Origin of the sequence: Pseudomonas sp. ACN8 (assembly GCF_002303925.1) — a bacterium.
Classification (GTDB): domain Bacteria; phylum Pseudomonadota; class Gammaproteobacteria; order Pseudomonadales; family Pseudomonadaceae; genus Aquipseudomonas.
The window spans coordinates 1-23941 of the sequence record NZ_MRCS01000010.1 but is presented as its reverse complement, the minus strand read 5'-3'; the positions used below and the strand labels follow the sequence as shown (position 1 = coordinate 23941).

The following is a 23941-nucleotide window of genomic DNA, read 5'->3' as shown; positions in this document are numbered from 1 at the left end:
TCCAATCAGCAGCTATAACTCATTGGTAATCCTTCGGATATTTCACAATGACTGCTGCTCGAGAGACCTTCCGTAGTTGGTTCCATCGCCCCTGGTTCCTGGGGCTGATGTCTACTGTCTTGAGCGCAACGTTATTGATGGCCGGCAGCCTGTTCGTCGCCATACACCAGGTCGAGCAAAACGAAAGCGAAGAAATGAATGCTCAGGGCGAACGCTTCCTCGCCCGTCTGGAACAGCTCTTCGGTCAATTGCGTGAAAGTCTTGACGACCTTGAAGCGCAACCGTTGCGCGGCTGCGATGCTGAAATGATCGCAACCTTGCAGCAGGTTTCGTTCAATTATCGCTTCGTCTACGAAGCCGCCTACATGGACTCCTCGCGAATCTGCTCCAATCGCCCCCGCCAGGAAGGGTTGTCGCTGAGTCGATCGCCAGACATCAAAGGCCCGACTTACAGCTATTGGCTCAACACCACCACCGAACCCGATGAAAACCGCGCCGCGCTGATGCTCGGGCGCGGGAATTTTCGGGTCGCGACCTCTCGCGGGCATTTGACCGATATGGTCGACCTGTCGCCGGGCAGCAGCTTACTGGTGGTCCTCGACCATGGCGCGCGCGCGATTCCGGTGCTCGGCGCTTCTCAGGTCTGGCCGCCGACCGAGGCCTGGCCACCGAAAAACCGTGATGCGCTGCAGATCACCCAGGCACGCCTGATATACCGCATGCCCACCGACAACCCGGAATATCAATTGGTGTTGATCAGCCCACGCACCGGCATGCATATCCCGGCGGTCTGGTGGTGGTTGTTGCCGGCCAGCCTCGGGCTGGGCACCTGTGTTGGGTTCCTGGTGTTTCTGCTGGTACGCCAGCGGCAGTCGCTGGACGCCGAACTGACCGGGGCGATTCGCCGTGGCGAGTTGCAGGTGCTGTATCAACCGATCTTCGACCTTGATAGCCGCAACTGTGTCGGGGCTGAAGCACTGCTTCGCTGGCGCAGGCCGGACGGCACCCTGACCAGTCCCGACCTGTTCATTCCGATGGCGGAGAACACCGGGCAGATTCGCCAGATGACGGACTTCGTCCTGCAACGCCTGCTCGAGCAACTCGGCCAGTTGCTGCGTGCCAACCCGCAGTTGTACATCTCGGTCAATCTCGCGGCGTGTGATGTGATGGTTCCGCGGATCGGCCAGGTGATGGCGCGGCTGCTGACCCTGCATCGCGTCGCTGCGCGGCAAATTGCCTTTGAAGTCACCGAGCGCGGGCTAGTCGATGTGGTGGTGGCCCGGGAAAACCTGCAAGCGCTGCGGGATGTCGGGCACCAGGTGTTGATCGATGACTTTGGCACCGGCTATTGCAGCCTCGCCTATTTGCAGACCCTGCCGGTCGATTGCCTGAAAATCGACAAGGCGTTCATTGATGCGCTGGGCCATGACGCCGCCAGCAGCGGCGTGGCCCCGCACATCATTCACATGGCCCAGTCGCTGCACCTGAAGGTGATTGCCGAGGGTATCGAGCATGAGGCCCAGGCCGCGTTCCTGTGCAGCGAAGGCGTGAAGTTCGGCCAGGGCTGGCTTTTCGCCCGCGCGCTGAGCGCAGTGCAGTTCACTGAATTGATTACCCGGGGGCGTCGTCGGGGAGGCCGGCGCCTGGATGATGAAGCGTGAGGGTGATCTACACGGTCAGCGTCATATAGAACTGAGTACCCTGCCCCGGCCGTGAATAGACGCCTATCCGCCCGCCATGCAATTGCACGATTTCCTTGCACAAGGCCAGCCCGAGCCCTGCCCCGCCTTTCTTGCGTCCAACCTGCACGAACGGCTCGAAGATACGCCCCTGCTGACCGTAGGCAATGCCTTCACCGTTGTCCTCGACACTGATGATGACCCGGTCTCCGTGCCGCCGGGCCTGCAGGCGTATCCGCCCACCGGAGCCGGTGTGACGCAAGGCGTTGTCGAGTAAGTTGTCGAGTACCCGGTCCAGTTGTGGCGGGTCGGCCTGCAACCGCGGCAAAGGTCCCTGCACTTCCACCAGCAGATTGATCTCCTTTTCTTCGGCCGCCGTGGCAAAGCGTGACTGTGCCTGTTCCAGCAACGCCTCGATGGAGCACGGCGTCAGGGTGAGTTTCTGCAAACCGTTCTGGTAACGGGAGAAATTCAGCAGGTCATTGATCAGCTGCATCAGCCGCTGCATCTCTTCATTCACGGTATTGAGCAGGTCGGCTTCCCGGGAGTCCGGAGCAAAGTGCGCGCGCTCACGGAACAATCCGAAGGCCATGTGCATGCCGGTGACCGGTGTGCGCAACTCATGGGAAGCGCGCAATACAAATTCGCTGCGTACCCGTTCGAAGGCTCGTTGTTCGGTGACGTCATGCAGCACCATCACGGCACCCAGGATATGGCCCTGGGTATGGCTGACCGGGGTCAGGCTGTAGGTCAGCAGTCGAGACTCGCCATCGACTTCGACACTCAAGTCTTCCGGTGCCCGCTCCAGCGTGCCCCCGCGCAGCACCAGTTGCAGCTGCTCATCGAGCTCGGGGCGCTCCAGCGCCGTGCCCAACCCCTGACCCAGACGATCGGACTCCCAGCCCAACTGACGCTGGGCCACAGGGTTAAGGTGTTCCAGATGGCCCTGGCGGTCGATCATCAGCAGTCCGTCGTCAATGCTGTCGAGCACGGCCTGCAAGCGTTGCTGGCCGGCCAGCAGCTCATCGACGTTGGTGGCCTGATGTTCGCGCAGCGCCTGGGCCATGATCCCGAAGCGCCGGGTCAGTTGGTTCAGTTCCATCGCCGAAGAAATTGGCAGGGTGACATCGAAATTGCCTTGGCCGATATTGTCCGCCGCCTTGGCCAAGGCCTCGATGGGCTCCCCGAAACGTCGGGCAATGGCCTGCGCGGTCACGAAGCCGATGATCAGCACTGCCAGCCCCACCAGGCCAAGCAACCCGGCAATCAGCAGTGCCTGCTCCCGGGCCTGGCGCTCGGTACCGCTGATGTTATCCAGCGCGCGCTTGTGCTCGGCGATCAGACCGTTGCGTAGCGCGTTGAATTTTTCCGTCAGGTTGTCGTGGCTGCTGAGCACATTCGACGGGTCCGGGGAGGTTTCATAAGCCTGGATAAAGCTCTCGTAGTCGGCCTTGGCTTTTCTGAAGCCGTGCTCGCTTCCGGTTTCTGCCGGCTCCTGGGCGATGCCTTCCTCCAGCAATTCGAAGTAATGCTGCTTCGAGGCGGCGAAAGCGGCGGAGTCAGGCTTCTCGCTGAGCATGATGATCAGTTGATCACCCAGGGTCTGACGCAGCTTGAGCCCCAGGTCCAGGGTGATGAAGTTACTGCGGATCAGTACTTCCTGGCTTCCGGCCATTTGCATCACGCTGACCAGCCCGAGCAAGAGCCCGAGCAACGCGACGGTGATCAGTGCGGAGATGCTCAGGAAAAGCCGGGTCCGCAATTTCAGCGGCAGTTTCATCGGCTAATGCTCACAAGTTGTACTGCTTGCGTTTGCGGTACAGCGTCGAGGCGTCGATGCCGAGGGTTTTCGCCGCTTGATCCAGGGTGTCGGCGGTGGCGAGGACCGCCCCGATGTGAGCCTTTTCCAGCTCCTCCAGGCTCAACGCCGCGCCGATGTGCGGTGCATTGTTGACCGGGGTTTCGGCCATGCCCAAATGACTGATCTCGACCCGTTCCTGCGGACAGATGATGCTTGCCCGTTCAATCACATTGCGCAGCTCACGGATGTTGCCCGGCCAGCGATAGCCCAGCAGTGCTTCCCGGGCCTCGTCGCTGAAGGCGCGCGCGGGACGGGCGTACTCCTTGACGAAGCGCGCCAGGAAGCGGTCGGCCAGGTTGAGAATATCTTCGCGGCGTTCGCGTAGCGGTGGCAGGTGCAAGGTAATGACATTCAGGCGATAGAGCAGGTCTTCACGGAAGCGACCGTCGCGCACCATGTCCTCAAGGATGAGGTTGGTGGCCGCAAGGATGCGCACATCGGCACGGCGGGTCACCGGATCACCGACGCGCTCATATTCCTTGTCCTGAATAAAACGCAGCAACTTCGGCTGCAATGCCAGGGGAAAGTCGCCGATCTCGTCGAGAAACAGCGTTCCGCCGTCGGCCTGGCTGACTCGCCCCAAGGTACTTTCGCTGGCGCCTGTGAAGGCGCCGCGGCTGTGGCCGAAGAGTTCGCTTTCCATGAGCTCGGCGGTCAGCGACGGGCAGTTGATCGTGACGCAGGATTTTTTCGCGCGTTTGCTCCAGCCGTGAATGGCTTGGGACAGTTCGCCCTTGCCGGTACCTGACTCACCCAGAATCAGGATATTGGCATCGGTCGTGGCAACCTGGCAGGCGGTTTCGAGTACCACTTTCATGGCCGGGCTGTGGGAGTCCAGACCATCCTGGGGCTTGCGCACCTCGCCTTCCAGGGCTTCCAGTCGCGCCGAAAGTTGCCGCACTTCCAGTTGCTTGGCGGCTGCCAGCCGCAATTGATCGGGGCTGCACGGTTTGACCAGATAGTCGACGGCGCCGGCCTGAATCGCATCCACTGCCGTGTCGACGGCTGAGTGGGCAGTGACGATCACCACCCGCATCCAGGGTGCCTGGATACGCATTTGGGCCAGCACATCAAGGCCGTTGTCTTCACCCAGGCGCAAGTCGAGGAAGCACAGGTCGAAGACCTGCCGCTGCAACAAGACTTCTGCCTGCGCGGCGCTGGTGGCGGTGGCCACGCTGTAGCCTTCGTCTTCGAGGCAGTAACGGAAAGTACGCAGGATGGCGGACTCATCATCCACCAGCAGAATGCGGCCTTGATGCTCAGTGGCGGATTCCATTTTCCTACGCTCCTTAATGAAAGATCTTAATTTAGTCCCGGAGAAATCGGGCAAGTTGCATGATTGATTCTGAGCCTTTCCTGTTCAGGCAGAGTAGCTCTCATCCGATGCATCGGTTAGCCACATGATTTTGCGGGTCTTTTGATTGATACCCGGTCTCTGCCGGCGGTTAGCGTGAGTCTCTGACCTGCGCACCCTCCTCTCAATTCAAAAAATTTAAGCCTTCCTTCAATTCAATCGTGCAATACGCACGACGGCACAAGGGGCATCGTGCAGGATGCGCGCGGAGTGGTTTCTTTGATGCTAATAACACATTGATATTAAAGGAAATACTTTCGAATCAAGGCTGGCATGCGCCCTGCAGTTGTCTGGTTAACCAGGGCATTCATAAACAAGCGCCCGCTATCGAATACCGACCCCCAGTGGCAGGAGCTCCAGGATGAAACGTCAACATGCCGCCCACCTGCACCTCTGGCCTGTGCATATCCAGCAAGGACTGTTTGCTGTTCTGGCGCTGTTGATCACCCTGATCGGCGGCCAGCAGTTTCTGCGCTGGGAGCTGAGCCGGCAGCCGGAAGCTCCATGCCTGTCGATTGCGCATCCGGCCCAAACCCATTTCAGCGCTGTCAGCCGCGAGCAGGCCGATAGCACCCCGACGCGCATGATGGATGTCGACCAGGCCGGGCCTGTGGGTGAGATACGTCATCAAGAGCGTTGGGTGTTCTAGGCAAAACTTCCGCCGCACCCATGCGCCGGGAAAACGCAGCACCTCTAAACAGAAGCGTAAGGAGAATCACCATGTTGAGCTGGGCAATCACATTCCTGATCATCGCCATCATCGCCGCTGTACTGGGCTTCGGTGGTATCGCGGGCACCGCCACGGGTATCGCCAAGATTCTGTTTATCGTGTTCCTGGTGATGTTCATTGCCTCCTTCTTCTTTGGCCGTCGCGGTCGAGGCTGATATGAGAGGGGTGTTCAAGACACTGGCAGCCGCCCTGCTGTTGGGCGGTAGTGCCATGGCATGCGGGCTGGCGTTTCCCCGGCATGCCTGACCTGCGCATGCAGGGCTTGTTGGCAGGACAGAATTTGTACACGAAGGAGGTCACAGCGCCTCTTTCCACCTGCGCCACCTGAGGAGGGTCGGCGCATGACCAAGGGGTCGGGACGTTCTGCCTGTTTCAGGGGCGGAGTGACCTACAGGTACAGGGAGTGCCTGCGCAAGGGCCGGGTCAGGAAAAGCTGCTGCGCAAGTTCGTCGGACCGCCAAGGCTCGACGAGCTTGCGAAGGGCTTGATCAAGCAACACTTTGAAATAGAGCGCTCGTCCCGTTTCATCACTGTTTTCTCGTCCTTGTCCTTGTTACGTCGGAAAATACTTTTCCCGGTGTTTCATCTGCGACCGTATATCGAGAAAAATCACCTTTCTTTGGCCGCGATTTTTCCCTTCGTCCTGCGGGATTTTGCTGAAAAACCAACGCTCGGCCACTGCTCAAAAAATATTCAATCTGCTCTGTGATGGCCGGTTCACGGCACTTATGCCTGCCGAAATGTCGTATTCGAACCGGTTGGGACGCGCGTTTCGCTAAAAAAACCTCATGCCGATTCGGCATGGGGTAGGCGTTTACGGCATTAGACGGCGCTCCCTTGCATCGGAATAGTTGCGCCTTTTTTCGCCTGCCAGAGAGCTGCAAACACGAGCTCCGGGGCACCTTATACGGGGGGCAGATGCACTGGACTTTTTCGCCATAAGCGTTCCAGTTCGCGCATCTCCCTGAGTCAAACAATAAGTAAGGGTAAAGATATGAAGAAGGCAAAGCTTAGCCTCGCCTGGCAGATCCTCATCGGTCTGGTATTGGGGATTGCAATCGGTGCGCTGCTCAACCATTTCAGTGCCGAAAAAGCCTGGTGGATCAGCAACGTTCTGCAACCGGCAGGCGATATCTTTATCCGTCTGATCAAGATGATCGTGATCCCGATCGTCATTTCCTCTTTGATCGTCGGCATTGCCGGCGTCGGTGACGCCAAGAAGCTGGGGCGCATCGGCTTCAAGACCATCATCTACTTCGAGATCGTCACCACCATCGCCATCGTGGTCGGTCTGCTGCTGGCCAACCTGTTCCATCCGGGTGCCGGCATCGACATGAGCACCCTGGGCACTGTGGATATTTCCAAGTACCAGGCCACGGCGGCCGAGGTTCAGCATGAACACGCGTTCATCCAAACCATCCTCAACCTGATCCCGTCGAACATCTTCGCGGCGATGGTTCGCGGCGAAATGCTGCCGATCATCTTCTTCTCCGTATTGTTCGGTCTCGGTTTGTCGAGCCTGCAGGCAGACCTGCGCGAGCCGCTGGTGAAGATGTTCCAGGGCGTATCGGAAAGCATGTTCAAGGTCACTCACATGATCATGAACTACGCCCCGATCGGCGTGTTCGCACTGATCGCGGTGACTGTGGCCAACTTCGGCTTCGCCTCGCTGATACCGCTGGCCAAACTGGTGATCCTGGTTTACGTCGCCATCGCCTTCTTCGCTTTCGTGATCCTGGGCCTGATCGCTCGTCTGTTCGGGTTCTCGGTGATCAAGCTGATGCGCATCTTCAAGGATGAGCTGGTACTGGCCTACTCCACCGCCAGCTCTGAAACCGTGCTGCCGCGAGTGATCGAGAAGATGGAAGCCTACGGCGCGCCGAAGGCCATTTGCAGCTTCGTGGTGCCGACCGGTTACTCGTTCAACCTCGACGGCTCGACCCTGTACCAAAGTATCGCGGCAATCTTCATTGCCCAGCTGTATGGCATCGACCTGTCGATCAGCCAGCAACTGCTGCTGGTACTGACCCTGATGGTCACCTCCAAAGGCATCGCCGGTGTACCGGGCGTGTCCTTCGTGGTGCTGCTGGCCACCCTGGGCAGCGTCGGTATTCCGCTGGAAGGCCTGGCGTTCATCGCTGGTGTCGACCGCGTCATGGACATGGCCCGTACCGCACTGAACGTGATCGGCAACGCCCTGGCCGTTCTGGTTATCGCTCGTTGGGAAGGCATGTACGACGACGCCAAGGGCCAGCGCTACTGGAACTCCCTGCCGCACTGGCGCAGCAAGGAAAAGCTGCCAGCCGGCGAAGTTTCCAGCAACTGACACAAATCCCCCTGTAGGAGTGAGCCTGCTCGCGATAGCGCAATTTCGAACAACAGAGATGTTGAATGTACCGCCCTCATCGCGAGCAGGCTCGCTCCTACAGTGAGCAGCGCAGGCAGTAACAAACAAACCCCGGAGAAATCCGGGGTTTGTCGTTTCTGGCCACCCCGCTATCATTCGCGGATCTTTTGGGGGGATTTGACTGATGCTCAATGGCCTGTGGCTTGGCTTCTTCATCGTGGCAGCCGTATCGGCGCTGGCCCAGTGGCTGATTGGCGGCAACGCCGGGATATTCGCGGCGATGGTGGAAAGCATTTTTGCCATGGCCAAGCTGTCGGTCGAAGTCATGGTGCTGCTGTTCGGCACCCTCACCCTCTGGCTGGGCTTTTTGCGCATCGCCGAGAAAGCCGGCATCGTCGAATGGTTGGCCAAGGCCTTGGGGCCACTGTTCTTGCGCCTGATGCCTGAAGTCCCGCCGGGCCATCCGGCCATCGGCCTGATCACCCTCAACTTCGCCGCCAATGGCCTGGGCCTGGACAACGCCGCCACACCGATCGGTCTCAAGGCCATGAAAGCGCTGCAAGAACTCAATCCCAGCGCGACCGTCGCCAGCAACGCACAGATCCTGTTCCTGGTGCTCAACGCCTCCTCGCTGACCCTGCTGCCGGTGACGATCTTCATGTATCGCGCCCAGCAAGGCGCGCCTGACCCGACGCTGGTGTTCCTGCCGATCCTGCTGGCGACCAGTTGCTCGACCATTGTCGGCTTCCTGTCGGTGGCATTCATGCAGCGATTGCGCATCTGGGACCCGGTGGTGCTGGCCTACCTGATCCCCGGCGCCCTCGCCCTCGGTGGTTTCATGGCGTTGCTGGCGACCCTTTCGGCGACTGCGCTGGCCGGCCTGTCATCGATACTCGGCAACCTGACGCTGTTTGGCCTGATCATGCTGTTTTTAATGATCGGCGCGCTGCGCAAAGTGAAGGTCTACGAGGCCTTCGTTGAAGGAGCCAAAGAGGGTTTTGACGTCGCCAGGAACCTGCTGCCCTACTTGGTGGCGATGCTCTGCGCGGTGGGCGTACTGCGCGCGTCCGGGGCTCTGGACTTCGGTCTGGACGGGATCCGTCATCTGGTGGAATGGGCCGGTTGGGACACACGTTTCGTTGACGCCCTGCCGACGGCGATGGTCAAACCCTTCTCCGGTAGCGCCGCCCGGGCGATGCTGATTGAAACCATGAAGACCTCGGGCGTGGACAGCTTCCCGGCGCTGGTGGCGGCAACGGTCCAGGGCAGTACCGAAACGACGTTCTATGTCCTGGCGGTGTACTTCGGCGCCGTGGGTATCCAGCGCGCACGCCATGCCGTCGGTTGTGCATTGCTGGCCGAGCTTGCCGGGGTGCTGGGCGCGATCGGGGTTTGCTACTGGTTCTTTGGTTGATTGGCTCCGTCAGCCAAAGCCTTCAGCGTGGCCTTGCGCTCGTCCGTCGGCAAGGCGCCAAGCTTTTCCACGGCGGCGTAAAATTTAAGCCAGTCGCCATTTTCCTGATGAAACAGCGCGCCAAATGCCGGCACCCATTGGTCGTACAAGCCAAACGGCAATAGCCGGGCATTGTTCATGGGTGCATGGATCCAGGCGTCGTAGCGTTTGTCTGCGGCCCACTGACTGTCGCGCAATTGCCGGTATTCGTTGCGCAAGCGCTCGAATTCGGCCGCCTTGCGCTGGCGCATTTGTTCGGTGGGCAGCGGCAAGGTGTAGAGCTTCTCCAGTCGGGTGCGGGTGTTGAGCACCAACTCGGTGAACTGTTCGCGCTGACGTGCCTGCGCATTGTTGTCCGGTGGCAGGTGGCGGTAGGCGCGCCATTGGCGAGTACCTTCCTGCTCGACGAAGGTGGCGAAGGATTCGTTGAACTCCGTGTCGTCCTTCACATAGACGCGTTGATGGGCCAGTTCGTGAAAGATCAGCGTGGCCAGTCGTTCATCCCCCCAGCCCATCATCGAACTGATGATCGGGTCGTTGAACCAGCCGAGTGTCGAATAGGCCTCGACGCCGCCAATCGACACGTCCATGCCTTGCAAGCGTTGCAAAGCCGCTGCGCCGCGGGCTGCGCTCTGGTTGTAGTAACCGCGATAGGCCACGCAACCGGCAATGGGGAAGCAGTGGTTTATGGGCTTGAGGGAAAATTCCGGCGTAGCGAAGACATTCCAGACGACGAAGGGACGCCCAATGTCCGCGTACAAGCGGTAACTCTGGTTATCCGGCAGGTGCAATTGCTGGCTGGCGAAGGTTCGGGCCTTTTGCGATTGCTCCAGGTGTATACGCAGTTTTTGGTCGCGCGCCGGGTTGGCAATCACGCTGGAAACCGGCTCCCTGGCCCGCAGCAACTGAAGTTGGCCGCTGACCAGTTGGCTGTAATAGCTGGCGCTGGTGCAGCCGTTGAGCAACAAAAACAACAGGCTCGGAAACAAAACGCGAAAAACGCGATCAAGTAACCCAAGGCTAGGAAGCGGCCTGATCACAATAATTCTTCCTTGGAGAGTCTTTCCGCAAGACTATCCCGCCAGACTGGAGCTCCGCTATGCGCATGTTGATACTGACAGGAGGCCTGCTGATGCTGGCCGGCTGTGCTGGTTTCGGAATACCCCGCCATGATCCTGCGCAAGCCTGGATCGACCTGGACTCGAAGCAAGAGGATACGGCGCTGCAGGCGCTGGAGGTCGATAACAGGATCACCGACGATAAACGCTATTTCCAGGTTCATCCCGGTAGTCATGAGTTGACGGTCCGCTACCAATTCTCGGTCCAGCCTACCAACATTGGCCCTGACGCCGAGCCGTTGTGGCGCGATTGTCAGTTGAACGTGAAATTCAGCGATTTCAACGCGGGTGAGCGTTATCAACTACAAGCGGGGAACATCGGCTTTCGGCCTTGGGCGAAGCTCTACGATCAGCAGCGCAGGGTGATTGGCCAGGGCACGCCGGCAGGCTGTCAACACACCTGATCGGCGTTATGCTGGATGTATATCCCTTGGGACATCCATCATGCGCAAGTTGATGCTGTTACTCGCCGTCGGTGTTGTCACGGGCTGTCAAAGCCCGATGCCGACACCCAATCCAAAAATGGCCTGGGTCGAATTCTCGACGCCCTTCCCTAACGACAAGTTGTTGATGGCCGAGCGACTGGATAAACAACGCCTGCGCGACGGGCGTTTTTTCGAGGTCACGCCGGGCAGCCATGAACTGATTGTGCGTTTCGACTTTGAAGTGCCTGGTGGTGGGTTGGGCATGATGAGCGGCCCTTCGGAGCGGCTGTGCTACCTGACCATCAAATATGATCATTTCGAAGCCGGTCAGCGTTATGTGCTCGAAGGCCGTTCCATCGCCTTTACCCCCGGCGCCCGGCTGTACAACGCCAAGCGGGAGATCGTTGCTGAAGACCGGGAGTCTTACTGCTTGATGTGAGATGTCAGCGGTCGTTCTTCTGATAGATGATTTTCCTGGTGCCGTTTTCGCACGAGCCAACGACCATGTTCTGGTCGTGTACCTCGTCGTTGGTGACGATTTCAAGCGTATAGGAAGTGACGCCGCTGGCCTGGATCTTGGCTTCGATCTCGGCCTTGAGTTCTTCGCAGGGTTTCGGTGCCGCCAGAGCCGAAGTGGCCAGTGCGCAACAGATAACCGCCAGGGTAAAACGTATCATGGTTGAAGCTCCTTTGAGGCAGCACGCACAATCGTGGTTTTTGCTGCTGTCATTTATTCGACCACAGTTTTAACGGGCAAGTCTGTCGCGACGCAAAAAAGATCGCAGCCTTGAGCACCTTTTACCGAATGATCCCGGTAGATTGCACAAAGCAGCGATCTTTTTTTCAACGAAAATCTAGCCGACCAATGTTGCCTCCAGGCTGATCTTCGCATTCAGCACTTTGGATACCGGACAGCCCTCTTTGGCCTTGTTGCTGAGCTCTTCGAACCGGGCCTGGGTCGCTCCAGGGATTTTCGCCTTCAGAATCAATTTCACTGCGGTGATCGCAAAACCGCCGTCCACTTGATCCAGAGTGACTTCTGCCTGGGTGTCGATACTATCGGCCTTCAGACCGGCATCACCGAGAATCATGGAAAACGCCATGGAGAAACAGCCGGCGTGGGCCGCGCCGATCAGCTCTTCCGGGTTGGTGCCCCGGCCGCCTTCGAATCGCGCCTTGAAGCCATAGGGTGCTTCCCGGAGCACGCCGGTTTCTGTGGAAATCGAGCCAATGCCGGTTTTCAGATCACCTTCCCAATGAGCCGAAGCTTTCTTAACGATAGCCATGCCTGCCTCCTCAAGATTGGCGCGAAACGTCGCGCCTTCGTGGTTTTCGTTTGCCAGGGTTGTGAGGATAGACGGTGGCGCAAAGTTCATCTCGTCTGATCAATCTGCTTTTTTCGTAGGATTTTTTACCAGGCTATTGAAACTCGGGTATATGCCCTCATTGCATGAACACGCTTTTGGATTCGGCAGGTTTGCGTTCGCAAGAACAAACCTGCGCCCTCAATTGGAGAAGCAGGTTTATGAAACGACTGTCCGATATCAAGTTCTCGACCCTCGATCTGGTGCCAGTGCGCGAGAACGGCAGCGCGGCCCAATCGCTGCGCAACTCGCTGGACCTGGCGCAGCATGTCGAGAAGTTCGGTTACAACCGCTTCTGGGTGGCTGAGCACCACAACATGGATGGCATCGCCAGCTCCGCCACTTCAGTGCTGCTCGGGTATCTGGCCGGTGGTACGTCGACCATTCGAGTCGGTTCGGGCGGAGTGATGTTGCCCAACCACGCACCGTTGGTGATCGCCGAACAGTTCGGCACTCTGGAAAGCCTTTATCCGGGCCGGATCGATCTGGGCCTGGGGCGTGCCCCCGGTTCCGACCAGATGACCGCACGTGCACTGCGCCGCGAACGCTCCGGCAGCGCCGACGACTTCCCGGAAGATGTGGCGGAACTGGTGCGCTACCTCGGGCCACGTACCCCGGACCAACGCATCATCGCGATGCCGGGAACCGGGACCAATGTGCCTGTCTGGTTGTTGGGGTCGAGCCTGTTCAGTGCGCAACTGGCGGGTGAGCGTGGTTTGCCCTACGCCTTCGCATCGCATTTCGCACCGCGCTACATGCATGAAGCGATTCGGGTCTACCGCAATCACTTCAAACCGTCAGCCGTTTTGGACAAACCTTATGTGATGCTCGGCGTGCCATTGGTTGCAGCCGATACCGACGAGCAGGCCGATTACCTGGCGACCTCGGTGTTCCAGCGGATTCTCGCCCTGATGCGTGGCCAAAGCCTGGTACAGCGTCCGCCGGTGAAGACCATGGACGGCTTGTGGCTGCCCCATGAGAAAGATGCCGTGCACGATTTCCTTGGCCTGGCCATGATCGGCAGCCCGCAGAAAATCCGCGCCAAACTCGAGGTCCTGATCGAGCAGACCCAGGCTGACGAGCTGATTTTCACCTGTGACCTGTACGAACATGCCGATCGCGTGCATTCCTACGAATTGCTGGCGCAGGTCATGCGGGGCTGATACTCAAACGGCAGGCATGAAAAAGCCGGCGCCACGGCGTCGGCTTTTTCATTCGGGCGAGAATCGGCCTACTTTTTATAGACGATCACTTTTGCGCCCGCTTCGCATTTGCCAACAACTTTCCCGCCGGCAGCGGCACCTTTATCGACGATCTCCAGCGAATATCCGGAAACGCCCTTGGCATCAAGTTTCGCTGCGATTTCGGCTTTCAGCTCTTCGCATGGCTTGCCGCCCGCCAATGCGCTCCCCGCAAGGCTCAACAAACCTACTGCCAACATAAACTTCTTCATCGGTTGCATTCCCTGGTCGGATCATAGGGGTAACCAGCCGTCAGCCGGACGCACTCATGTAGTGCTTTGCCATTCCCTATGGCATTCGACCGGCGTGCAAGTTCAGAAGACTAGTCCAAAGTCAGCTGCTGGCAATCCGGAACCCGACTTTCAAGGTCACTTGAAAGTGCGCAGCCTTGCCGTCCCTGATGTGCCCACGGGTCTCGGTCACTTCAAACCATTCCATGTACTTGATGCTTTTGCTGGCTTCGGTCAGCGCGTTATTGATCGCATCTTCGATACTGCTGGTGGACGAGCCGATCAGCTCGACTTTCTTGTAGGTGTGATGGTCAGACATGGCGTTCTCCTCGGCGTGTGAATTACAGATTAGCAGTGATTTTTTCTATTTCTTCCGTCGGCCGTTCTGAGGGTGAAGTTCAGATTTTCTGCACTTTCTCGAACCCATGAAGTCCCAACCAACACACGCCACTCATCACCAATGCAGGAGAGCCACCATGGCCAACACCTCGTTACGCAAAGCCTCATTGCAAAGCATGGAAGCCGAGATCGAGAGTCTGCTCAAGTCATTGGAAAGCTTGAAGGACGACGCCTCGGACGAGTCGCGTAAAACCCTCAAGACCCTGAAAAGCAACGCCGAGAATGCCTTGAAGCATTCGCGCCATCTGCTTGCCGATGCCTATGAAGAGGTCAAGGTCAAAACCCGTGAAACCGGGATTGCCACTCGGGACTACGCCCAGGAACACCCTTGGACAGCAGCGGGTGTCGCAGTGGGTGCATTGGGCCTGTTGGCTGCTTATCTGTTGTGCAAGCGTGATTAATCCGCTCGACGCAGCTCGTTCTTGAGCCACTGCGCCAGTTGCCGGGCGCGCCCGTCCGCGGCGCGCTTGGGTAGCCACAACGCCAGTTGCGCCGGGGTTTCACTGAAGCCCCAAGGCGCAACCAGGCGGCCGGCCTTCAAGTCCTCCGTCACCAAGGGTTCGGGGGCAATCGCCACGCCAAGACCTGCGACGGCGGCTTCCAGCAAGTAATACAAATGTTCAAATCCCTGACCGTACTTCAACGCCCTGGCGTCGAGCCCGCGTGGTTGCGCCCAGTTCGGCCAGGCTTGCGGGCGTGAGGTGGTATGCAGCAAGGGTTCGCTCAGCAGTGCGGTTTCCGGCGCCTGCTTGAGTCGTGCATAGCCGGCGAACCGCGGACTCATGACCGGGCCGATACGTTCACTGGTCAGCTCAAAAACCTGCATGTCCGCCGGCCAGGGTGGCTCGGCAAATACCAGCAAGGCATCCAGCCCGGGTCTTCGCGGATCCAGATCGCCTTCTCCGGCCGACAGGTGCAGGCGCAAGTCCGGCAGGTCGGCGTTGAGTCGGCCCAGTCGCGGGATAAACCAGCGCGCCAGCAGACTTCCCGAGCAACCGAGCACGAATGGCGCATCGGCTGTGCTTTGTGTGAGTTCGGTGCAGACGCTACGCAGGCGCTCGAAGGCTTCGCTGCTGGCGTCACGCAGTCGCAACCCGGCATCTGTGAGTTTCAGGCCGCGACCGTCCTTGATGAACAGGCTTAAGCCGAGGTGTTCTTCAAGCACCTTGAGTTGCCGGCTGACCGCACCGTGGGTGACGTGCAACTGTTCGGCGGCTTGACTGACGCTGTTCAGGCGGGCAGTGGCTTCGAAGGCTCGAAGCGCGTTCAGCGGAGGAAGGTCATGGCTCATTTGATCTGTGAGTTTTCCTGACAGGTTGTGGCGATCTTATCGGTTTTCAGGTCGGGGCGTCAGGGGTAGAGTGAAGCCCACTATCTCTTTATGCATCACTTCACGCATTCAACTGGAGCGCCCCATGACCCAGACTAATCTGCGCAACGGCCCTGATGCCAACGGCCTGTTTGGCGCGTTCGGCGGCCGCTACGTTGCCGAAACCCTGATGCCGTTGATCCTCGACCTGGCCCGCGAATACGAGCTGGCCAAGGAAGATCCTGCATTCAAGGAAGAACTGGCTTACTTCCAGCGCGACTACGTCGGACGTCCAAGCCCACTGTACTTCGCCGAGCGTCTGACCGAATTCTGCGGCGGTGCGAAGATCTACCTCAAGCGTGAAGAGCTGAACCACACCGGCGCGCACAAGATCAACAACTGCATCGGCCAGATCCTGCTGGCGCGGCGCATGGGCAAGAAGCGCATCATCGCCGAGACCGGCGCCGGCATGCACGGTGTGGCCACTGCCACCGTCGCTGCGCGTTTCGGTCTGGATTGCGTAATCTACATGGGCACCACTGACATCGAACGTCAGCAGGCCAACGTGTTTCGCATGAAGCTGCTGGGCGCCGAAGTGATCCCGGTAGTGGCCGGCACCGGCACGCTGAAAGACGCGATGAACGAAGCCCTGCGTGACTGGGTGACCAACGTCGACAGCACCTTCTACCTGATCGGCACCGTGGCTGGTCCACACCCTTACCCGGCAATGGTTCGCGACTTCCAGGCCGTAATCGGCAAGGAAACCCGCGAGCAGTTGCAAGCCCAGGAAGGCCGGCTGCCGGACAGCCTGGTGGCGTGCATCGGTGGTGGTTCCAACGCCATGGGCCTGTTCCACCCGTTCCTCGACGACAAGAGTGTCGAGATCATCGGCGTTGAAGCCGCCGGTTACGGCATCGAGACCGGCAAGCATGCGGCCAGTCTGAACGGCGGCGTACCTGGTGTGTTGCACGGCAACCGCACCTTCCTGCTGCAGGACGACGATGGCCAGATCATCGATGCCCATTCGATCTCCGCTGGCCTGGACTATCCGGGCATCGGCCCGGAACACGCCTGGTTGCATGACATCGGCCGCGTTCAGTACACCTCGGTGACCGACGACGAAGCCCTCGCTGCATTCCACCAGTGCTGCCGCCTGGAAGGGATCATCCCTGCCCTGGAAAGCGCCCATGCCTTGGCTGAAGTATTCAAGCGCGCACCGACCTTGCCTAAAGATCACCTGATGGTGGTCAACCTGTCCGGCCGTGGCGACAAAGACATGCAGACCGTGATGCACCACATGGAACAATCCAAGCAGGAGAAACACTGATGAGCCGCCTGCAAACGCGTTTTGCCGAACTCAAGGAACAGAACCGCGCCGCCCTGGTGACCTTCGTCACTGCTGGCGACCCGAGCTACGACACGTCCCTGGCCATCCTCAAAGGCTTGCCGGCGGCTGGCGCCGATGTGATCGAGCTGGGCATGCCCTTCACCGACCCGATGGCTGACGGCCCGGCCATCCAGCTCGCCAACATCCGTGCGTTGGGTGCCAAACAGAATCTGGCGAAAACCCTGCAAATGGTTCGCGAGTTCCGCCAGGACAACAACGATACGCCACTGGTGCTGATGGGTTACTTCAACCCGATCCACATGTACGGCGTACCGCGCTTCATTGCCGAAGCCAAGGAGGCTGGCGTTGATGGTCTGATCGTGGTCGATCTGCCGCCCGAACATAACGGCGAGCTGTGCGATCCGGCGCAGGCCGCGGGCCTGGACTTCATTCGCCTGACCACGCCAACCACCGACGATGTGCGCCTGCCGACCGTTCTCAACGGCAGCTCCGGCTTCGTCTACTACGTCTCGGTGGCCGGTGTGACCGGCGCCGGTGCCGCCACGCTGGAACACGTCGAGGAAGCGGTCGCCCGTCTGCGTCGCCATACCGACCTGCCGATCAGCATCGGTTTCGGTATCCGGACTCCGGAACAGGCGGCGTCCATCGCGCGTCTGGCGGACGGTGTTGTGGTGGGCTCGGCGTTGATCGATCACATCGCCAATGCCACCTCCCCGGAACAAGCCGTGGATGGCGTGCTGAGCCTCTGCTCGGCGTTGGCCGAAGGTGTGCGTAAGGCCCGCGTCAGCTGAAGGTAAAGTTCCTGAACGCTGTAAACCTTGTGGGAGCGAGCTCGCTCCCACAAGGTTGCGGTATCAAGGCAACTCTATCCCGCCTGATGCCTTGTGCAGTTTGCGCAGGTGCTCACCGATCTGCTTCACGTTGGCCTCGTTGGCGGCCATTTCGGCGGCACGGCCCGGTTCAAGCAAGGCTCTCACTTCCTTGTCCAGATCCCCGGACAGCGCCAGGAGCTGCTTCTGGCGTTGGCTGCTTTCCGATTCCAGATGCTTCCACTCGCTTGGTTGCGGCAACCCGTAACCTGCGGTCCCCAGCAATTCTGCCGGGCGGCTGAGGAAGCCGCTGTTGGCGAGAATCTGCTTCAGCGTCTCGTTGGCCTTGTCCATGCCGCCGTTTTTCAGCTCCCGAGCGCCCAGATAGCGTTGCTTCACCTCGTCCTGGGCCAGCAGCATCTGTCGACGGAAACTCGCCTGTTCCAGCAGCAGCAATGCCGCGCTAGTACGCAAATCAGCCTGTTCGAACCATTGCCGCCGCTCTGCGGCTTTCAAATCCAGCCACTCTTCGACAGTTTCCTGTTTGATCGGCATCTGCTTTTTCAACACGTCGAACATCGCTTGGTAGCGATCACGGAAGGAGTCGAAGCGATAACCCAGGCGCAGTGCTTCGCGAGGATCATCCAGCACGCTGGTATCGGCCAGACCACGCCCCTTGAGCACTTCGAGCATGCCGTTGGGCATGATGTTGTCCAGACCCACCAGCTGCGGGTTGTTAGTGCTGCTACGCAGCAGTTTCAGTCCTTCTACTGCACAGTTGTTGGACAGGAAGAAGTAGTTGCCGTCGTAGCTCCAGTGCATTTCGGCGGCGTGCTCCACCACATCATCGATCTCGCGGCGCGACAGGTTAAGTGGCACTGAGGCCAGGCTGCGCAACTCGGTCTTGGTGTATTCATCGATGACCTGGGAAAGCGGCAGGACAAACAGGCGCGACGGGTACTTGCCGACCAGCCCGTTCCAGCTCGACATCTGCACATCACCGACAAAAGCACGGTACGACAGCACCAGATGCTGGTCCAGGTCCAGTCGGCAATCCGGTCCGCGTGGCCGGCCCGGTGCGCAAATGACCAGGCGCAACATGCTGTGACCCCAGTAGCTGAACAAGTTCTGGTTAGCTTCGGCCAGCAGGTAGTCGATGGCGTAAACCCGTTCAGGATCGACCTGGCCCAGTGGTGTTTTGGCGAAATCACTGCCGGCATTGAGGAAGGCGACGGTTTTGCCGCAAGCGTCTTTGGCCGTGGGTGCCCAGCCGAAATGTTCTTTGTAGTAGCGGTACAACGCGGGACGACGGCAGGCGTAGCTCGGATCGAGCAGGAAGTACTCCATATTGACCGCGACGAACTCCTTGGGGCTGCTCGTCTCGTAGATGTCCGGGCTGCGCGCGATCTGCCGGTTGTACTGTTCGCGCTCGCCACGACGGCCGACGTATTGCGGCCAGCCGGCGAGGTCGAGCAGGCGTGGATCATCGCTAAGGGTATAGCGGCGGCCGGTCTGGCCGCGGCATTGGTCGGGGATGCCGACCAGCCCTGAGCTGCTGTCTTGTCGGGTACAGCGTTGAATCAGTGTGCGCTCCGCCTTTGGCCACAGACGTGAGCGATCGTAGATGTGAGTCAGCTCGTGCAACACCGTGGCCAGCATTTCCCGGCGCACGGTGCCATGGGGGCGATGGGTCTTCTTGGTCGCGGCGCTGCCATCGGTGAGGCCGGCCAGCAGGTTGCGGTTCAGATCGAGTTCGGACACCAGTGTCGCCTGACCGTAGGCATTTCTCGGCATGTCATCGGTCCAGCCGACATCGATGCGCCGGTCCAATTGTTCGACAAAGCGTGGCGGCAGTGCCTGCATGGCTTCATCGAGCAACGCCTGGCTGGCTTGCTGTTGCGCGGGCGTCAGACCTTCGGTCTTGAGCTGTAATTGAAGGCCAGCGTGGGCCGTGTTGCCGAGCAGCAACAGGGCTCCGGCCAGCAGCCAGGCGCCTGGACGCTTCACAGTGCGAGGATGGCTTCGGCGAGATCCTGGTCACTGGCGTCACGAGCTTCCGGCACACGGGTGCGCAGCAAATCGAAGGCGGATTCCAGGTGAGCGCCACGAATGTCGCCATTGCTGGCAACGAAACTGGCGGCGTCGTCCTGGGCTTCGCGCACGATTTTCGAATCGCGAATGGACGTGGTGGTGTCGGAGGTGAAATCGAGGGTGCGCTGGGTAGCACGGATCAGAATATTACTGGTGGCAACCAGAGTATGTGCCTGGGCCACATCGGCCAACAGCAGCAGGCCTAAGGTGGCAGCAATCAGCGGGTTACGCATGGAATGACTCCAGAAAAAACAGGGATAACCATTGGACGAGAATTGCTTGTGCCAGTTCAAGGTCGCTGGCATGAAGTTTTGCCTGGGTTCGGCGCAGATACCGCAGGGCCGACTCCAGTCGTGCGCCTCTTAGTTGGCCGTCGCTGGCAATGAATGCCGCGGCGTCATCCTGGGCTGCGAGCAGCAGTTTATGGTCGAAGGGGGCGGAGGTCACCATGCTTGTGGCATATCCACTGGCCACGACCCCTTGGGTTGACAGGTTAAAGGCGTCGTAGGCGTGGGCTGAGCCTGACCAGGCGGCAGTAACCATGACTGGAGTGATCAACAGATTTGCAAGAAAACGCATGAGACTCGACAGTTAAAAGTGAGTCCCAAGGCTAGCGCAAGGCCCATTCCAGAGCCAGCACGGAAATATTGGGACACGTCGAGCGTGTCCCCGGCCAGAAGTCGATCAGATCGTCAGGATCGCCTGCGCCAGTTGTGCATCGGTTGCGTTCAACTGGGGTGCCTGATGACGAATATGGTCGAGCGCGCTTTCCAGTTTCACCCCGCGGATAGAACCTTCGCTGGCAACGAAGCTGGCGGCGTCGTCACGTGCTGCGAGCACGATCTTGTCATCTTTGAACGAAGACGTGATGTCGGACGTCGCATCGGAACTGGATTTGAGTGCCCCAACGACTGCGTCGGTGGTCACGATAAAGCTGGTGGCGTGGGAATTGGCTGCTACGGCAAGCAGGGCTGCAGCGCTGAGCAAGCGAAGTCGGGACATGGTGTAACTCCTAGGGTAAGCCGATTGGAAGATGGCGCAGTGTCTGCAAAGTCAGACGCCAGGCGCTTGGCGCTCGCCACGTTCTGACCTGATATTAGGCCTGAGTGTGTCAATTCGAACAGCCCGACATGCAAGCAGGCAGTCAGCGCCAGAACGGTTTATCCAATTCATTGATGCGCTCAGCATGGCTGATGCAAAGATCCGATAGCTGACGATCATCGAGTTGAGCCAGTAAACGCCGTGTTCTCGCCCTTTCCAGACTAGCGAAGAGTCTTGTTAACAGGTATCTGACCCAGCGCAAGCAAGGTCTCGATTGAACCTGTGGTGTGGAAACATCCTGTAAAGAACTCATGGCGCGGTCCCTGTCTTGATAAGTAGAGAGCTCCATGCTGACACCGGTCGAATATCCGCTACAGACACACCGCGATGATATTGTACTCATTCAGTTTGTTGTTTTTACAAACTGTACTGGTGTCTTGGTTTTCTACTGTTCGAGCGGATTTGACAGGCCAAAACGACAAAACCCGTCGTGGTTTCCCACGACGGGTTTTGTTTTTTCAATTCGGGTTGCTGGCGGTGGACCCTTCAGGTCAGAGCCAGCGACGCTAACTTAGCGCCAGAACGGCTTGCTCAGCTCTTCGTAGCGTTGTGCTTCGCTAATACCGGCGTCAGCCAGCAGACGCGAATCCAGACGAGCCAGTTGATGGCGGCTGGTGATGCGGCGCTGCCACAGCATCAGGTTGGCGATAACGCGCAGAGGCAGGGAAGCCTGGGTTTTTGCAGCGGTGTCTTCGAAGAACAGTTCGGAACTGAGTGTACGTTCCATGGTTTTCATCCTTCCGCTTATGGCGGGATTAGGTAGTGGCTTAACTGGTGCCCATGATCCTCTCGTTTGCCTAGTCTCTGTAGATACAGTTCATCTGTATTGTAAGAGCTCAGTTAACTGTTTAAAGGGGGTGTACTGGTCTAAATTGAGGCAACTGTACCTGTCTGCACTATTAAGGTGCAAAATTGTTGTTTTGGCTTGGCAGCGTAGGCGTTTTCCTAAAGAAACGACCAGTACAGCAGTACAGTTTTTTTAATATTCGGAAGGGGCAAGGGCAAGCTGACGAAACTGTGTTTGCGCCAGCTGCTATCTGTACCAATTACTTCTTCAGCATTTGCCCGGTTTCTTCCAGGTTGATGTGCCAGCTCAGGGCGTCACGCAGGATGTGGGGGGTGTGCCCGCCGATGGCGCACGCGGCGGTGAAGTAATCATTCAGCGCCTGGCGGTAATCCGGGTGCACGCATTTGTCGATGATGACCCGGGCGCGTTCCCGAGGCGCCAGGCCACGCAAGTCTGCCAGGCCCACTTCGGTCACGAGAATGTCGACGTCATGTTCGGTGTGGTCGACATGGCTGACCATCGGCACCACGCTGGAGATCGCACCGCCCTTGGCGATCGACTTGGTCACGAACACGGACAGGTGTGCGTTGCGCGCGAAATCGCCCGAGCCGCCGATGCCGTTCATCATCCGCGTGCCGCAGACGTGAGTGGAGTTGACGTTGCCGTAGATATCGAACTCCAGTGCCGTGTTGATGCCGATGATGCCAAGGCGGCGCACGACTTCAGGGTGGTTGGAGATCTCCTGCGGGCGCAGAACCAGCTTGTCCTTGTAGCGCTCCAGATTGCCGAACACGTCGGCATTGCGTCGGCTCGACAGGGTGATCGAACTGCCCGAAGCAAAACTCAGCTTGCCGGCGTCGATCAGGTCGAAGGTCGAGTCCTGCAGCACTTCGGAGTACATCGTCAGGTCTTCGAACGGCGAGTCGATCAAGCCGCACATCACCGAGTTGGCGATGGTGCCGATACCGGCTTGTAGCGGGCCGAGTTTGTTGGTCATGCGCCCTGCTGCCACTTCCTGTTTGAAGAAGTCGATCAGATGATCGGCAATGGCTTGGGTCTCGGCGTCCGGCGCCAGCACCGTGGAGGGCGAGTCAGCCTGGTGGGTGACTACGATGGCGACGATTTTTTCCGGTGGAATCGGGATGGCGGTGCTGCCAATGCGATCGTCGACCTTGATCAGCGGAATCGGCGTACGGGTCGGACGGTAGGTCGGAATATAGATGTCGTGCAGACCTTCGAGATTCGGGTTGTGCGCCATGTTGATCTCGACGATCACGTGCTTGGCGAAAATCGCGAAGCTGGCCGAGTTGCCGACCGAAGTGGTTGGCACGATATGTCCTTGCTCGGTTATCGCTACGGCTTCAATCACGGCAATGTCCGGCAGCTTCAATTGCTGGTTGCGCAATTGCTCCACGGTTTCCGACAAGTGCTGGTCGATGAACATGACCTCACCGGCATTGATCGCCTTGCGCAGGGTACTGTCGACCTGAAACGGCATGCGTCGCGACAGCACACCGGCTTCGGTCAACTGTTTGTCGAGGTCGTTGCCCAGGCTTGCGCCGGTCATCAGGCTGATCTTCAGCGGCGTGACCTTGGCACGCTCGGCCAGCGCCTGAGGGACGGCCTTGGCTTCGCCGGCGCGAGTAAAGCCACTCATGCCGACGGTCATGCCGTCCTCAATCAGGGCGGCAGCGTCGGCGGCGCTCATCAATTTGTCCAACAACGAAGGCAGGCGAATACGGTCACGGTACATGGATTGTTATCTCGGGCAACAGGTAGCAGGACGTGCAGTCTAGTGAATTGCGCCAGCTTCTGTCCCGCTACCAAGGTCGCAATCGAGGCGTCTATTCAGGGCCTTTCAAGCAAAACACCGTTACCGGATCGGTAACAAAAGGACAGTTTGTCCGACGATTTGCGCAAACAAAAACGCCCCGACGAGTCGGGGCGTTCCGTGTGCCGCAGAGGGTTAGTCGACGGCTTTTACCATGTCTTCGATGACCTTTTTAGCGTCGCCGAACACCATCATGGTCTTGTCCAGGTAGAACAGCTCGTTGTCCAGGCCGGCATAACCGCTGGCCATCGAGCGTTTGTTGACGATGATGGTCTTGGCCTTGAACGCCTCGAGGATCGGCATGCCGGCAATCGGCGATTTCGGATCGTTCTTCGCGGCCGGGTTGACCACGTCGTTGGCGCCCAACACCAGTACCACGTCGGCCTGGCCGAACTCGGAGTTGATGTCGTCCATCTCGAACACCTGGTCGTAAGGCACTTCGGCCTCGGCCAGCAACACGTTCA

Annotated in this window: 28 protein-coding genes; 12 read left to right on the top strand and 16 right to left on the bottom strand. The window is 58.9% G+C overall.

Features of this window, described 5'->3' with window-relative positions:
- Positions 1 to 47: 47 nt before the first annotated feature.
- Complete coding sequence (locus BSF44_RS07555; RefSeq protein WP_095942968.1) at positions 48 to 1661, top strand: EAL domain-containing protein; 1614 nt, start codon at positions 48 to 50, stop codon at positions 1659 to 1661.
- Between the two features lie 7 nt (positions 1662 to 1668).
- Here BSF44_RS07555 and BSF44_RS07550 read toward each other — a convergent pair whose 3' ends face one another.
- Positions 1669 to 3459 (bottom strand): ATP-binding protein, encoded by a 1791-nt coding sequence (locus BSF44_RS07550; protein WP_095942967.1) that lies wholly within the window; start codon positions 3457 to 3459, stop codon positions 1669 to 1671.
- Positions 3460 to 3469: 10 nt separating this feature from the next.
- Entirely contained in the window at positions 3470 to 4816 is a 1347-nt protein-coding gene (gene algB, locus BSF44_RS07545) for a sigma-54-dependent response regulator transcription factor AlgB (RefSeq protein ID WP_095942966.1), read from the bottom strand.
- A 439-nt stretch (positions 4817 to 5255) separates the two neighbouring features.
- On the opposite strand from algB, the gene BSF44_RS07540 reads away from it, so the two are divergent.
- The 5 genes from BSF44_RS07540 to BSF44_RS07525 all read left to right on the top strand — a co-directional run bounded on the left by BSF44_RS07540 (position 5256) and on the right by BSF44_RS07525 (position 9385).
- On the top strand, positions 5256 to 5543 hold the full coding sequence (locus BSF44_RS07540; RefSeq protein WP_095942965.1) for a hypothetical protein: 288 nt from the start codon (positions 5256 to 5258) through the stop codon (positions 5541 to 5543).
- A gap of 71 nt (positions 5544 to 5614) precedes the next feature.
- Positions 5615 to 5779, top strand: a complete 165-nt coding sequence (locus tag BSF44_RS07535) for a DUF1328 domain-containing protein (RefSeq protein WP_095942964.1) — start codon at positions 5615 to 5617, stop codon at positions 5777 to 5779.
- A gap of 248 nt (positions 5780 to 6027) precedes the next feature.
- Positions 6028 to 6333 (top strand): hypothetical protein, encoded by a 306-nt coding sequence (locus BSF44_RS30290; RefSeq protein WP_172435317.1) that lies wholly within the window; start codon positions 6028 to 6030, stop codon positions 6331 to 6333.
- 285 nt (positions 6334 to 6618) lie between these two features.
- A complete protein-coding gene (gltP, locus tag BSF44_RS07530; protein ID WP_095942963.1) occupies positions 6619 to 7950 on the top strand; it encodes a glutamate/aspartate:proton symporter GltP in 1332 nt (443 codons plus the stop codon).
- 205 nt (positions 7951 to 8155) lie between these two features.
- Positions 8156 to 9385: a nucleoside recognition domain-containing protein gene (locus tag BSF44_RS07525; RefSeq protein ID WP_095942962.1), complete on the top strand. Its 1230-nt coding sequence runs from the start codon at positions 8156 to 8158 to the stop codon at positions 9383 to 9385.
- On the opposite strand, the gene BSF44_RS07520 is transcribed toward BSF44_RS07525, so the two are convergent.
- Complete coding sequence (locus BSF44_RS07520) at positions 9367 to 10464, bottom strand: aminopeptidase (protein WP_095942961.1); 1098 nt, start codon at positions 10462 to 10464, stop codon at positions 9367 to 9369. The two genes, BSF44_RS07525 and BSF44_RS07520, sit on opposite strands and share 19 nt — an antisense overlap.
- A gap of 59 nt (positions 10465 to 10523) precedes the next feature.
- Between BSF44_RS07520 and BSF44_RS07515 the strand changes: the two genes are divergently transcribed.
- Both BSF44_RS07515 and BSF44_RS07510 read left to right on the top strand, forming a co-directional pair.
- Positions 10524 to 10946 (top strand): hypothetical protein, encoded by a 423-nt coding sequence (locus BSF44_RS07515; protein WP_095942960.1) that lies wholly within the window; start codon positions 10524 to 10526, stop codon positions 10944 to 10946.
- A gap of 40 nt (positions 10947 to 10986) precedes the next feature.
- The gene (locus tag BSF44_RS07510) at positions 10987 to 11406 is read left to right on the top strand and encodes a hypothetical protein (protein WP_095942959.1); all 420 of its coding nucleotides are present in this window, start codon (positions 10987 to 10989) and stop codon (positions 11404 to 11406) included.
- Between the two features lie 4 nt (positions 11407 to 11410).
- On the opposite strand, the gene BSF44_RS07505 is transcribed toward BSF44_RS07510, so the two are convergent.
- Positions 11411 to 11644 (bottom strand): DUF1161 domain-containing protein, encoded by a 234-nt coding sequence (locus BSF44_RS07505; RefSeq protein ID WP_095942958.1) that lies wholly within the window; start codon positions 11642 to 11644, stop codon positions 11411 to 11413.
- 177 nt (positions 11645 to 11821) lie between these two features.
- Positions 11822 to 12253 carry an OsmC family protein gene (locus tag BSF44_RS07500; protein ID WP_056726695.1) on the bottom strand — a complete coding sequence of 144 codons (432 nt, stop codon included), beginning with the start codon at positions 12251 to 12253 and terminating at the stop codon, positions 11822 to 11824.
- A 239-nt stretch (positions 12254 to 12492) separates the two neighbouring features.
- Between BSF44_RS07500 and BSF44_RS07495 the strand changes: the two genes are divergently transcribed.
- Entirely contained in the window at positions 12493 to 13494 is a 1002-nt protein-coding gene (locus tag BSF44_RS07495) for an LLM class flavin-dependent oxidoreductase (protein ID WP_008045867.1), read from the top strand.
- Between the two features lie 68 nt (positions 13495 to 13562).
- On the opposite strand, the gene BSF44_RS07490 is transcribed toward BSF44_RS07495, so the two are convergent.
- Together BSF44_RS07490 and BSF44_RS07485 are read right to left on the bottom strand one after the other, a co-directional pair.
- Positions 13563 to 13784, bottom strand: a complete 222-nt coding sequence (locus BSF44_RS07490) for a DUF1161 domain-containing protein (protein WP_008045869.1) — start codon at positions 13782 to 13784, stop codon at positions 13563 to 13565.
- A gap of 121 nt (positions 13785 to 13905) precedes the next feature.
- Positions 13906 to 14121, bottom strand: coding sequence for a dodecin (locus tag BSF44_RS07485; RefSeq protein WP_095942957.1), 216 nt, complete (start codon positions 14119 to 14121; stop codon positions 13906 to 13908).
- A 157-nt stretch (positions 14122 to 14278) separates the two neighbouring features.
- On the opposite strand from BSF44_RS07485, the gene BSF44_RS07480 reads away from it, so the two are divergent.
- Positions 14279 to 14602 (top strand): YqjD family protein, encoded by a 324-nt coding sequence (locus tag BSF44_RS07480; RefSeq protein ID WP_095942956.1) that lies wholly within the window; start codon positions 14279 to 14281, stop codon positions 14600 to 14602.
- On the opposite strand, the gene BSF44_RS07475 is transcribed toward BSF44_RS07480, so the two are convergent.
- Positions 14599 to 15492 (bottom strand): LysR family transcriptional regulator, encoded by an 894-nt coding sequence (locus tag BSF44_RS07475; protein ID WP_095942955.1) that lies wholly within the window; start codon positions 15490 to 15492, stop codon positions 14599 to 14601. The genes BSF44_RS07480 and BSF44_RS07475 overlap by 4 nt on opposite strands.
- Positions 15493 to 15616: 124 nt before the next feature.
- Between BSF44_RS07475 and trpB the strand changes: the two genes are divergently transcribed.
- Positions 15617 to 16837, top strand: coding sequence for a tryptophan synthase subunit beta (gene trpB / locus BSF44_RS07470; RefSeq protein ID WP_008002146.1), 1221 nt, complete (start codon positions 15617 to 15619; stop codon positions 16835 to 16837).
- Entirely contained in the window at positions 16837 to 17649 is an 813-nt protein-coding gene (gene trpA, locus BSF44_RS07465) for a tryptophan synthase subunit alpha (protein ID WP_095942954.1), read from the top strand. Before trpB ends, trpA begins: the two co-directional genes overlap by 1 nt.
- Before the next feature lie 63 nt (positions 17650 to 17712).
- On the opposite strand, the gene BSF44_RS07460 is transcribed toward trpA, so the two are convergent.
- From BSF44_RS07460 to BSF44_RS07425, 8 genes are all read right to left on the bottom strand, one after another.
- Positions 17713 to 19674, bottom strand: coding sequence for a DUF4105 domain-containing protein (locus BSF44_RS07460; RefSeq protein ID WP_095942953.1), 1962 nt, complete (start codon positions 19672 to 19674; stop codon positions 17713 to 17715).
- Positions 19671 to 19991 (bottom strand): DUF2388 domain-containing protein, encoded by a 321-nt coding sequence (locus BSF44_RS07455; protein WP_057712574.1) that lies wholly within the window; start codon positions 19989 to 19991, stop codon positions 19671 to 19673. The genes BSF44_RS07460 and BSF44_RS07455 overlap by 4 nt, the downstream gene beginning before the upstream one ends.
- On the bottom strand, positions 19984 to 20337 hold the full coding sequence (locus BSF44_RS07450) for a DUF2388 domain-containing protein (RefSeq protein ID WP_095942952.1): 354 nt from the start codon (positions 20335 to 20337) through the stop codon (positions 19984 to 19986). Before BSF44_RS07450 ends, BSF44_RS07455 begins: the two co-directional genes overlap by 8 nt.
- Before the next feature lie 105 nt (positions 20338 to 20442).
- Positions 20443 to 20760 (bottom strand): DUF2388 domain-containing protein, encoded by a 318-nt coding sequence (locus tag BSF44_RS07445; RefSeq protein WP_095942951.1) that lies wholly within the window; start codon positions 20758 to 20760, stop codon positions 20443 to 20445.
- 142 nt (positions 20761 to 20902) lie between these two features.
- The gene (locus tag BSF44_RS07440) at positions 20903 to 21112 is read right to left on the bottom strand and encodes a DUF1127 domain-containing protein (RefSeq protein ID WP_095943055.1); all 210 of its coding nucleotides are present in this window, start codon (positions 21110 to 21112) and stop codon (positions 20903 to 20905) included.
- Positions 21113 to 21370: 258 nt separating this feature from the next.
- A complete protein-coding gene (locus tag BSF44_RS07435) occupies positions 21371 to 21586 on the bottom strand; it encodes a DUF1127 domain-containing protein (protein WP_008018491.1) in 216 nt (71 codons plus the stop codon).
- A gap of 319 nt (positions 21587 to 21905) precedes the next feature.
- The gene (locus BSF44_RS07430) at positions 21906 to 23399 is read right to left on the bottom strand and encodes an acetyl-CoA hydrolase/transferase family protein (protein ID WP_095942950.1); all 1494 of its coding nucleotides are present in this window, start codon (positions 23397 to 23399) and stop codon (positions 21906 to 21908) included.
- Positions 23400 to 23612: 213 nt separating this feature from the next.
- Positions 23613 to 23941 (bottom strand): NAD(P)(+) transhydrogenase (Re/Si-specific) subunit beta (locus tag BSF44_RS07425; RefSeq protein WP_141250009.1); only part of this gene is annotated, 329 nt, incomplete at its 5' end.

What these genes read in the sequence shown, in the direction of transcription:
- BSF44_RS07535 (WP_095942964.1), top strand. Translation starts at nt 5,615, where the DNA reads ATGTTGAGCTGGGCAATCACATTCCTGATCATCGCCATCATCGCCGCT.
- BSF44_RS07550 (WP_095942967.1), bottom strand. Translation starts at nt 3,459, where the DNA reads ATGAAACTGCCGCTGAAATTGCGGACCCGGCTTTTCCTGAGCATCTCC.
- BSF44_RS07435 (WP_008018491.1), bottom strand. Translation starts at nt 21,586, where the DNA reads ATGGAACGTACACTCAGTTCCGAACTGTTCTTCGAAGACACCGCTGCA.
- BSF44_RS07510 (WP_095942959.1), top strand. Translation starts at nt 10,987, where the DNA reads ATGCGCAAGTTGATGCTGTTACTCGCCGTCGGTGTTGTCACGGGCTGT.
- BSF44_RS07430 (WP_095942950.1), bottom strand. Translation starts at nt 23,399, where the DNA reads ATGTACCGTGACCGTATTCGCCTGCCTTCGTTGTTGGACAAATTGATG.
- BSF44_RS07455 (WP_057712574.1), bottom strand. Translation starts at nt 19,991, where the DNA reads ATGCGTAACCCGCTGATTGCTGCCACCTTAGGCCTGCTGCTGTTGGCC.
- BSF44_RS07475 (WP_095942955.1), bottom strand. Translation starts at nt 15,492, where the DNA reads ATGAGCCATGACCTTCCTCCGCTGAACGCGCTTCGAGCCTTCGAAGCC.
- algB (WP_095942966.1), bottom strand. Translation starts at nt 4,816, where the DNA reads ATGGAATCCGCCACTGAGCATCAAGGCCGCATTCTGCTGGTGGATGAT.
- BSF44_RS07480 (WP_095942956.1), top strand. Translation starts at nt 14,279, where the DNA reads ATGGCCAACACCTCGTTACGCAAAGCCTCATTGCAAAGCATGGAAGCC.
- BSF44_RS07555 (WP_095942968.1), top strand. Translation starts at nt 48, where the DNA reads ATGACTGCTGCTCGAGAGACCTTCCGTAGTTGGTTCCATCGCCCCTGG.
- BSF44_RS07445 (WP_095942951.1), bottom strand. Translation starts at nt 20,760, where the DNA reads ATGTCCCGACTTCGCTTGCTCAGCGCTGCAGCCCTGCTTGCCGTAGCA.
- gltP (WP_095942963.1), top strand. Translation starts at nt 6,619, where the DNA reads ATGAAGAAGGCAAAGCTTAGCCTCGCCTGGCAGATCCTCATCGGTCTG.
- BSF44_RS07500 (WP_056726695.1), bottom strand. Translation starts at nt 12,253, where the DNA reads ATGGCTATCGTTAAGAAAGCTTCGGCTCATTGGGAAGGTGATCTGAAA.
- trpA (WP_095942954.1), top strand. Translation starts at nt 16,837, where the DNA reads ATGAGCCGCCTGCAAACGCGTTTTGCCGAACTCAAGGAACAGAACCGC.
- trpB (WP_008002146.1), top strand. Translation starts at nt 15,617, where the DNA reads ATGACCCAGACTAATCTGCGCAACGGCCCTGATGCCAACGGCCTGTTT.
- BSF44_RS07440 (WP_095943055.1), bottom strand. Translation starts at nt 21,112, where the DNA reads ATGAGTTCTTTACAGGATGTTTCCACACCACAGGTTCAATCGAGACCT.
- BSF44_RS07505 (WP_095942958.1), bottom strand. Translation starts at nt 11,644, where the DNA reads ATGATACGTTTTACCCTGGCGGTTATCTGTTGCGCACTGGCCACTTCG.
- BSF44_RS07485 (WP_095942957.1), bottom strand. Translation starts at nt 14,121, where the DNA reads ATGTCTGACCATCACACCTACAAGAAAGTCGAGCTGATCGGCTCGTCC.
- BSF44_RS07495 (WP_008045867.1), top strand. Translation starts at nt 12,493, where the DNA reads ATGAAACGACTGTCCGATATCAAGTTCTCGACCCTCGATCTGGTGCCA.
- BSF44_RS07450 (WP_095942952.1), bottom strand. Translation starts at nt 20,337, where the DNA reads ATGCGTTTTCTTGCAAATCTGTTGATCACTCCAGTCATGGTTACTGCC.
- BSF44_RS07525 (WP_095942962.1), top strand. Translation starts at nt 8,156, where the DNA reads ATGCTCAATGGCCTGTGGCTTGGCTTCTTCATCGTGGCAGCCGTATCG.
- BSF44_RS07540 (WP_095942965.1), top strand. Translation starts at nt 5,256, where the DNA reads ATGAAACGTCAACATGCCGCCCACCTGCACCTCTGGCCTGTGCATATC.
- BSF44_RS07515 (WP_095942960.1), top strand. Translation starts at nt 10,524, where the DNA reads ATGCGCATGTTGATACTGACAGGAGGCCTGCTGATGCTGGCCGGCTGT.
- BSF44_RS07490 (WP_008045869.1), bottom strand. Translation starts at nt 13,784, where the DNA reads ATGAAGAAGTTTATGTTGGCAGTAGGTTTGTTGAGCCTTGCGGGGAGC.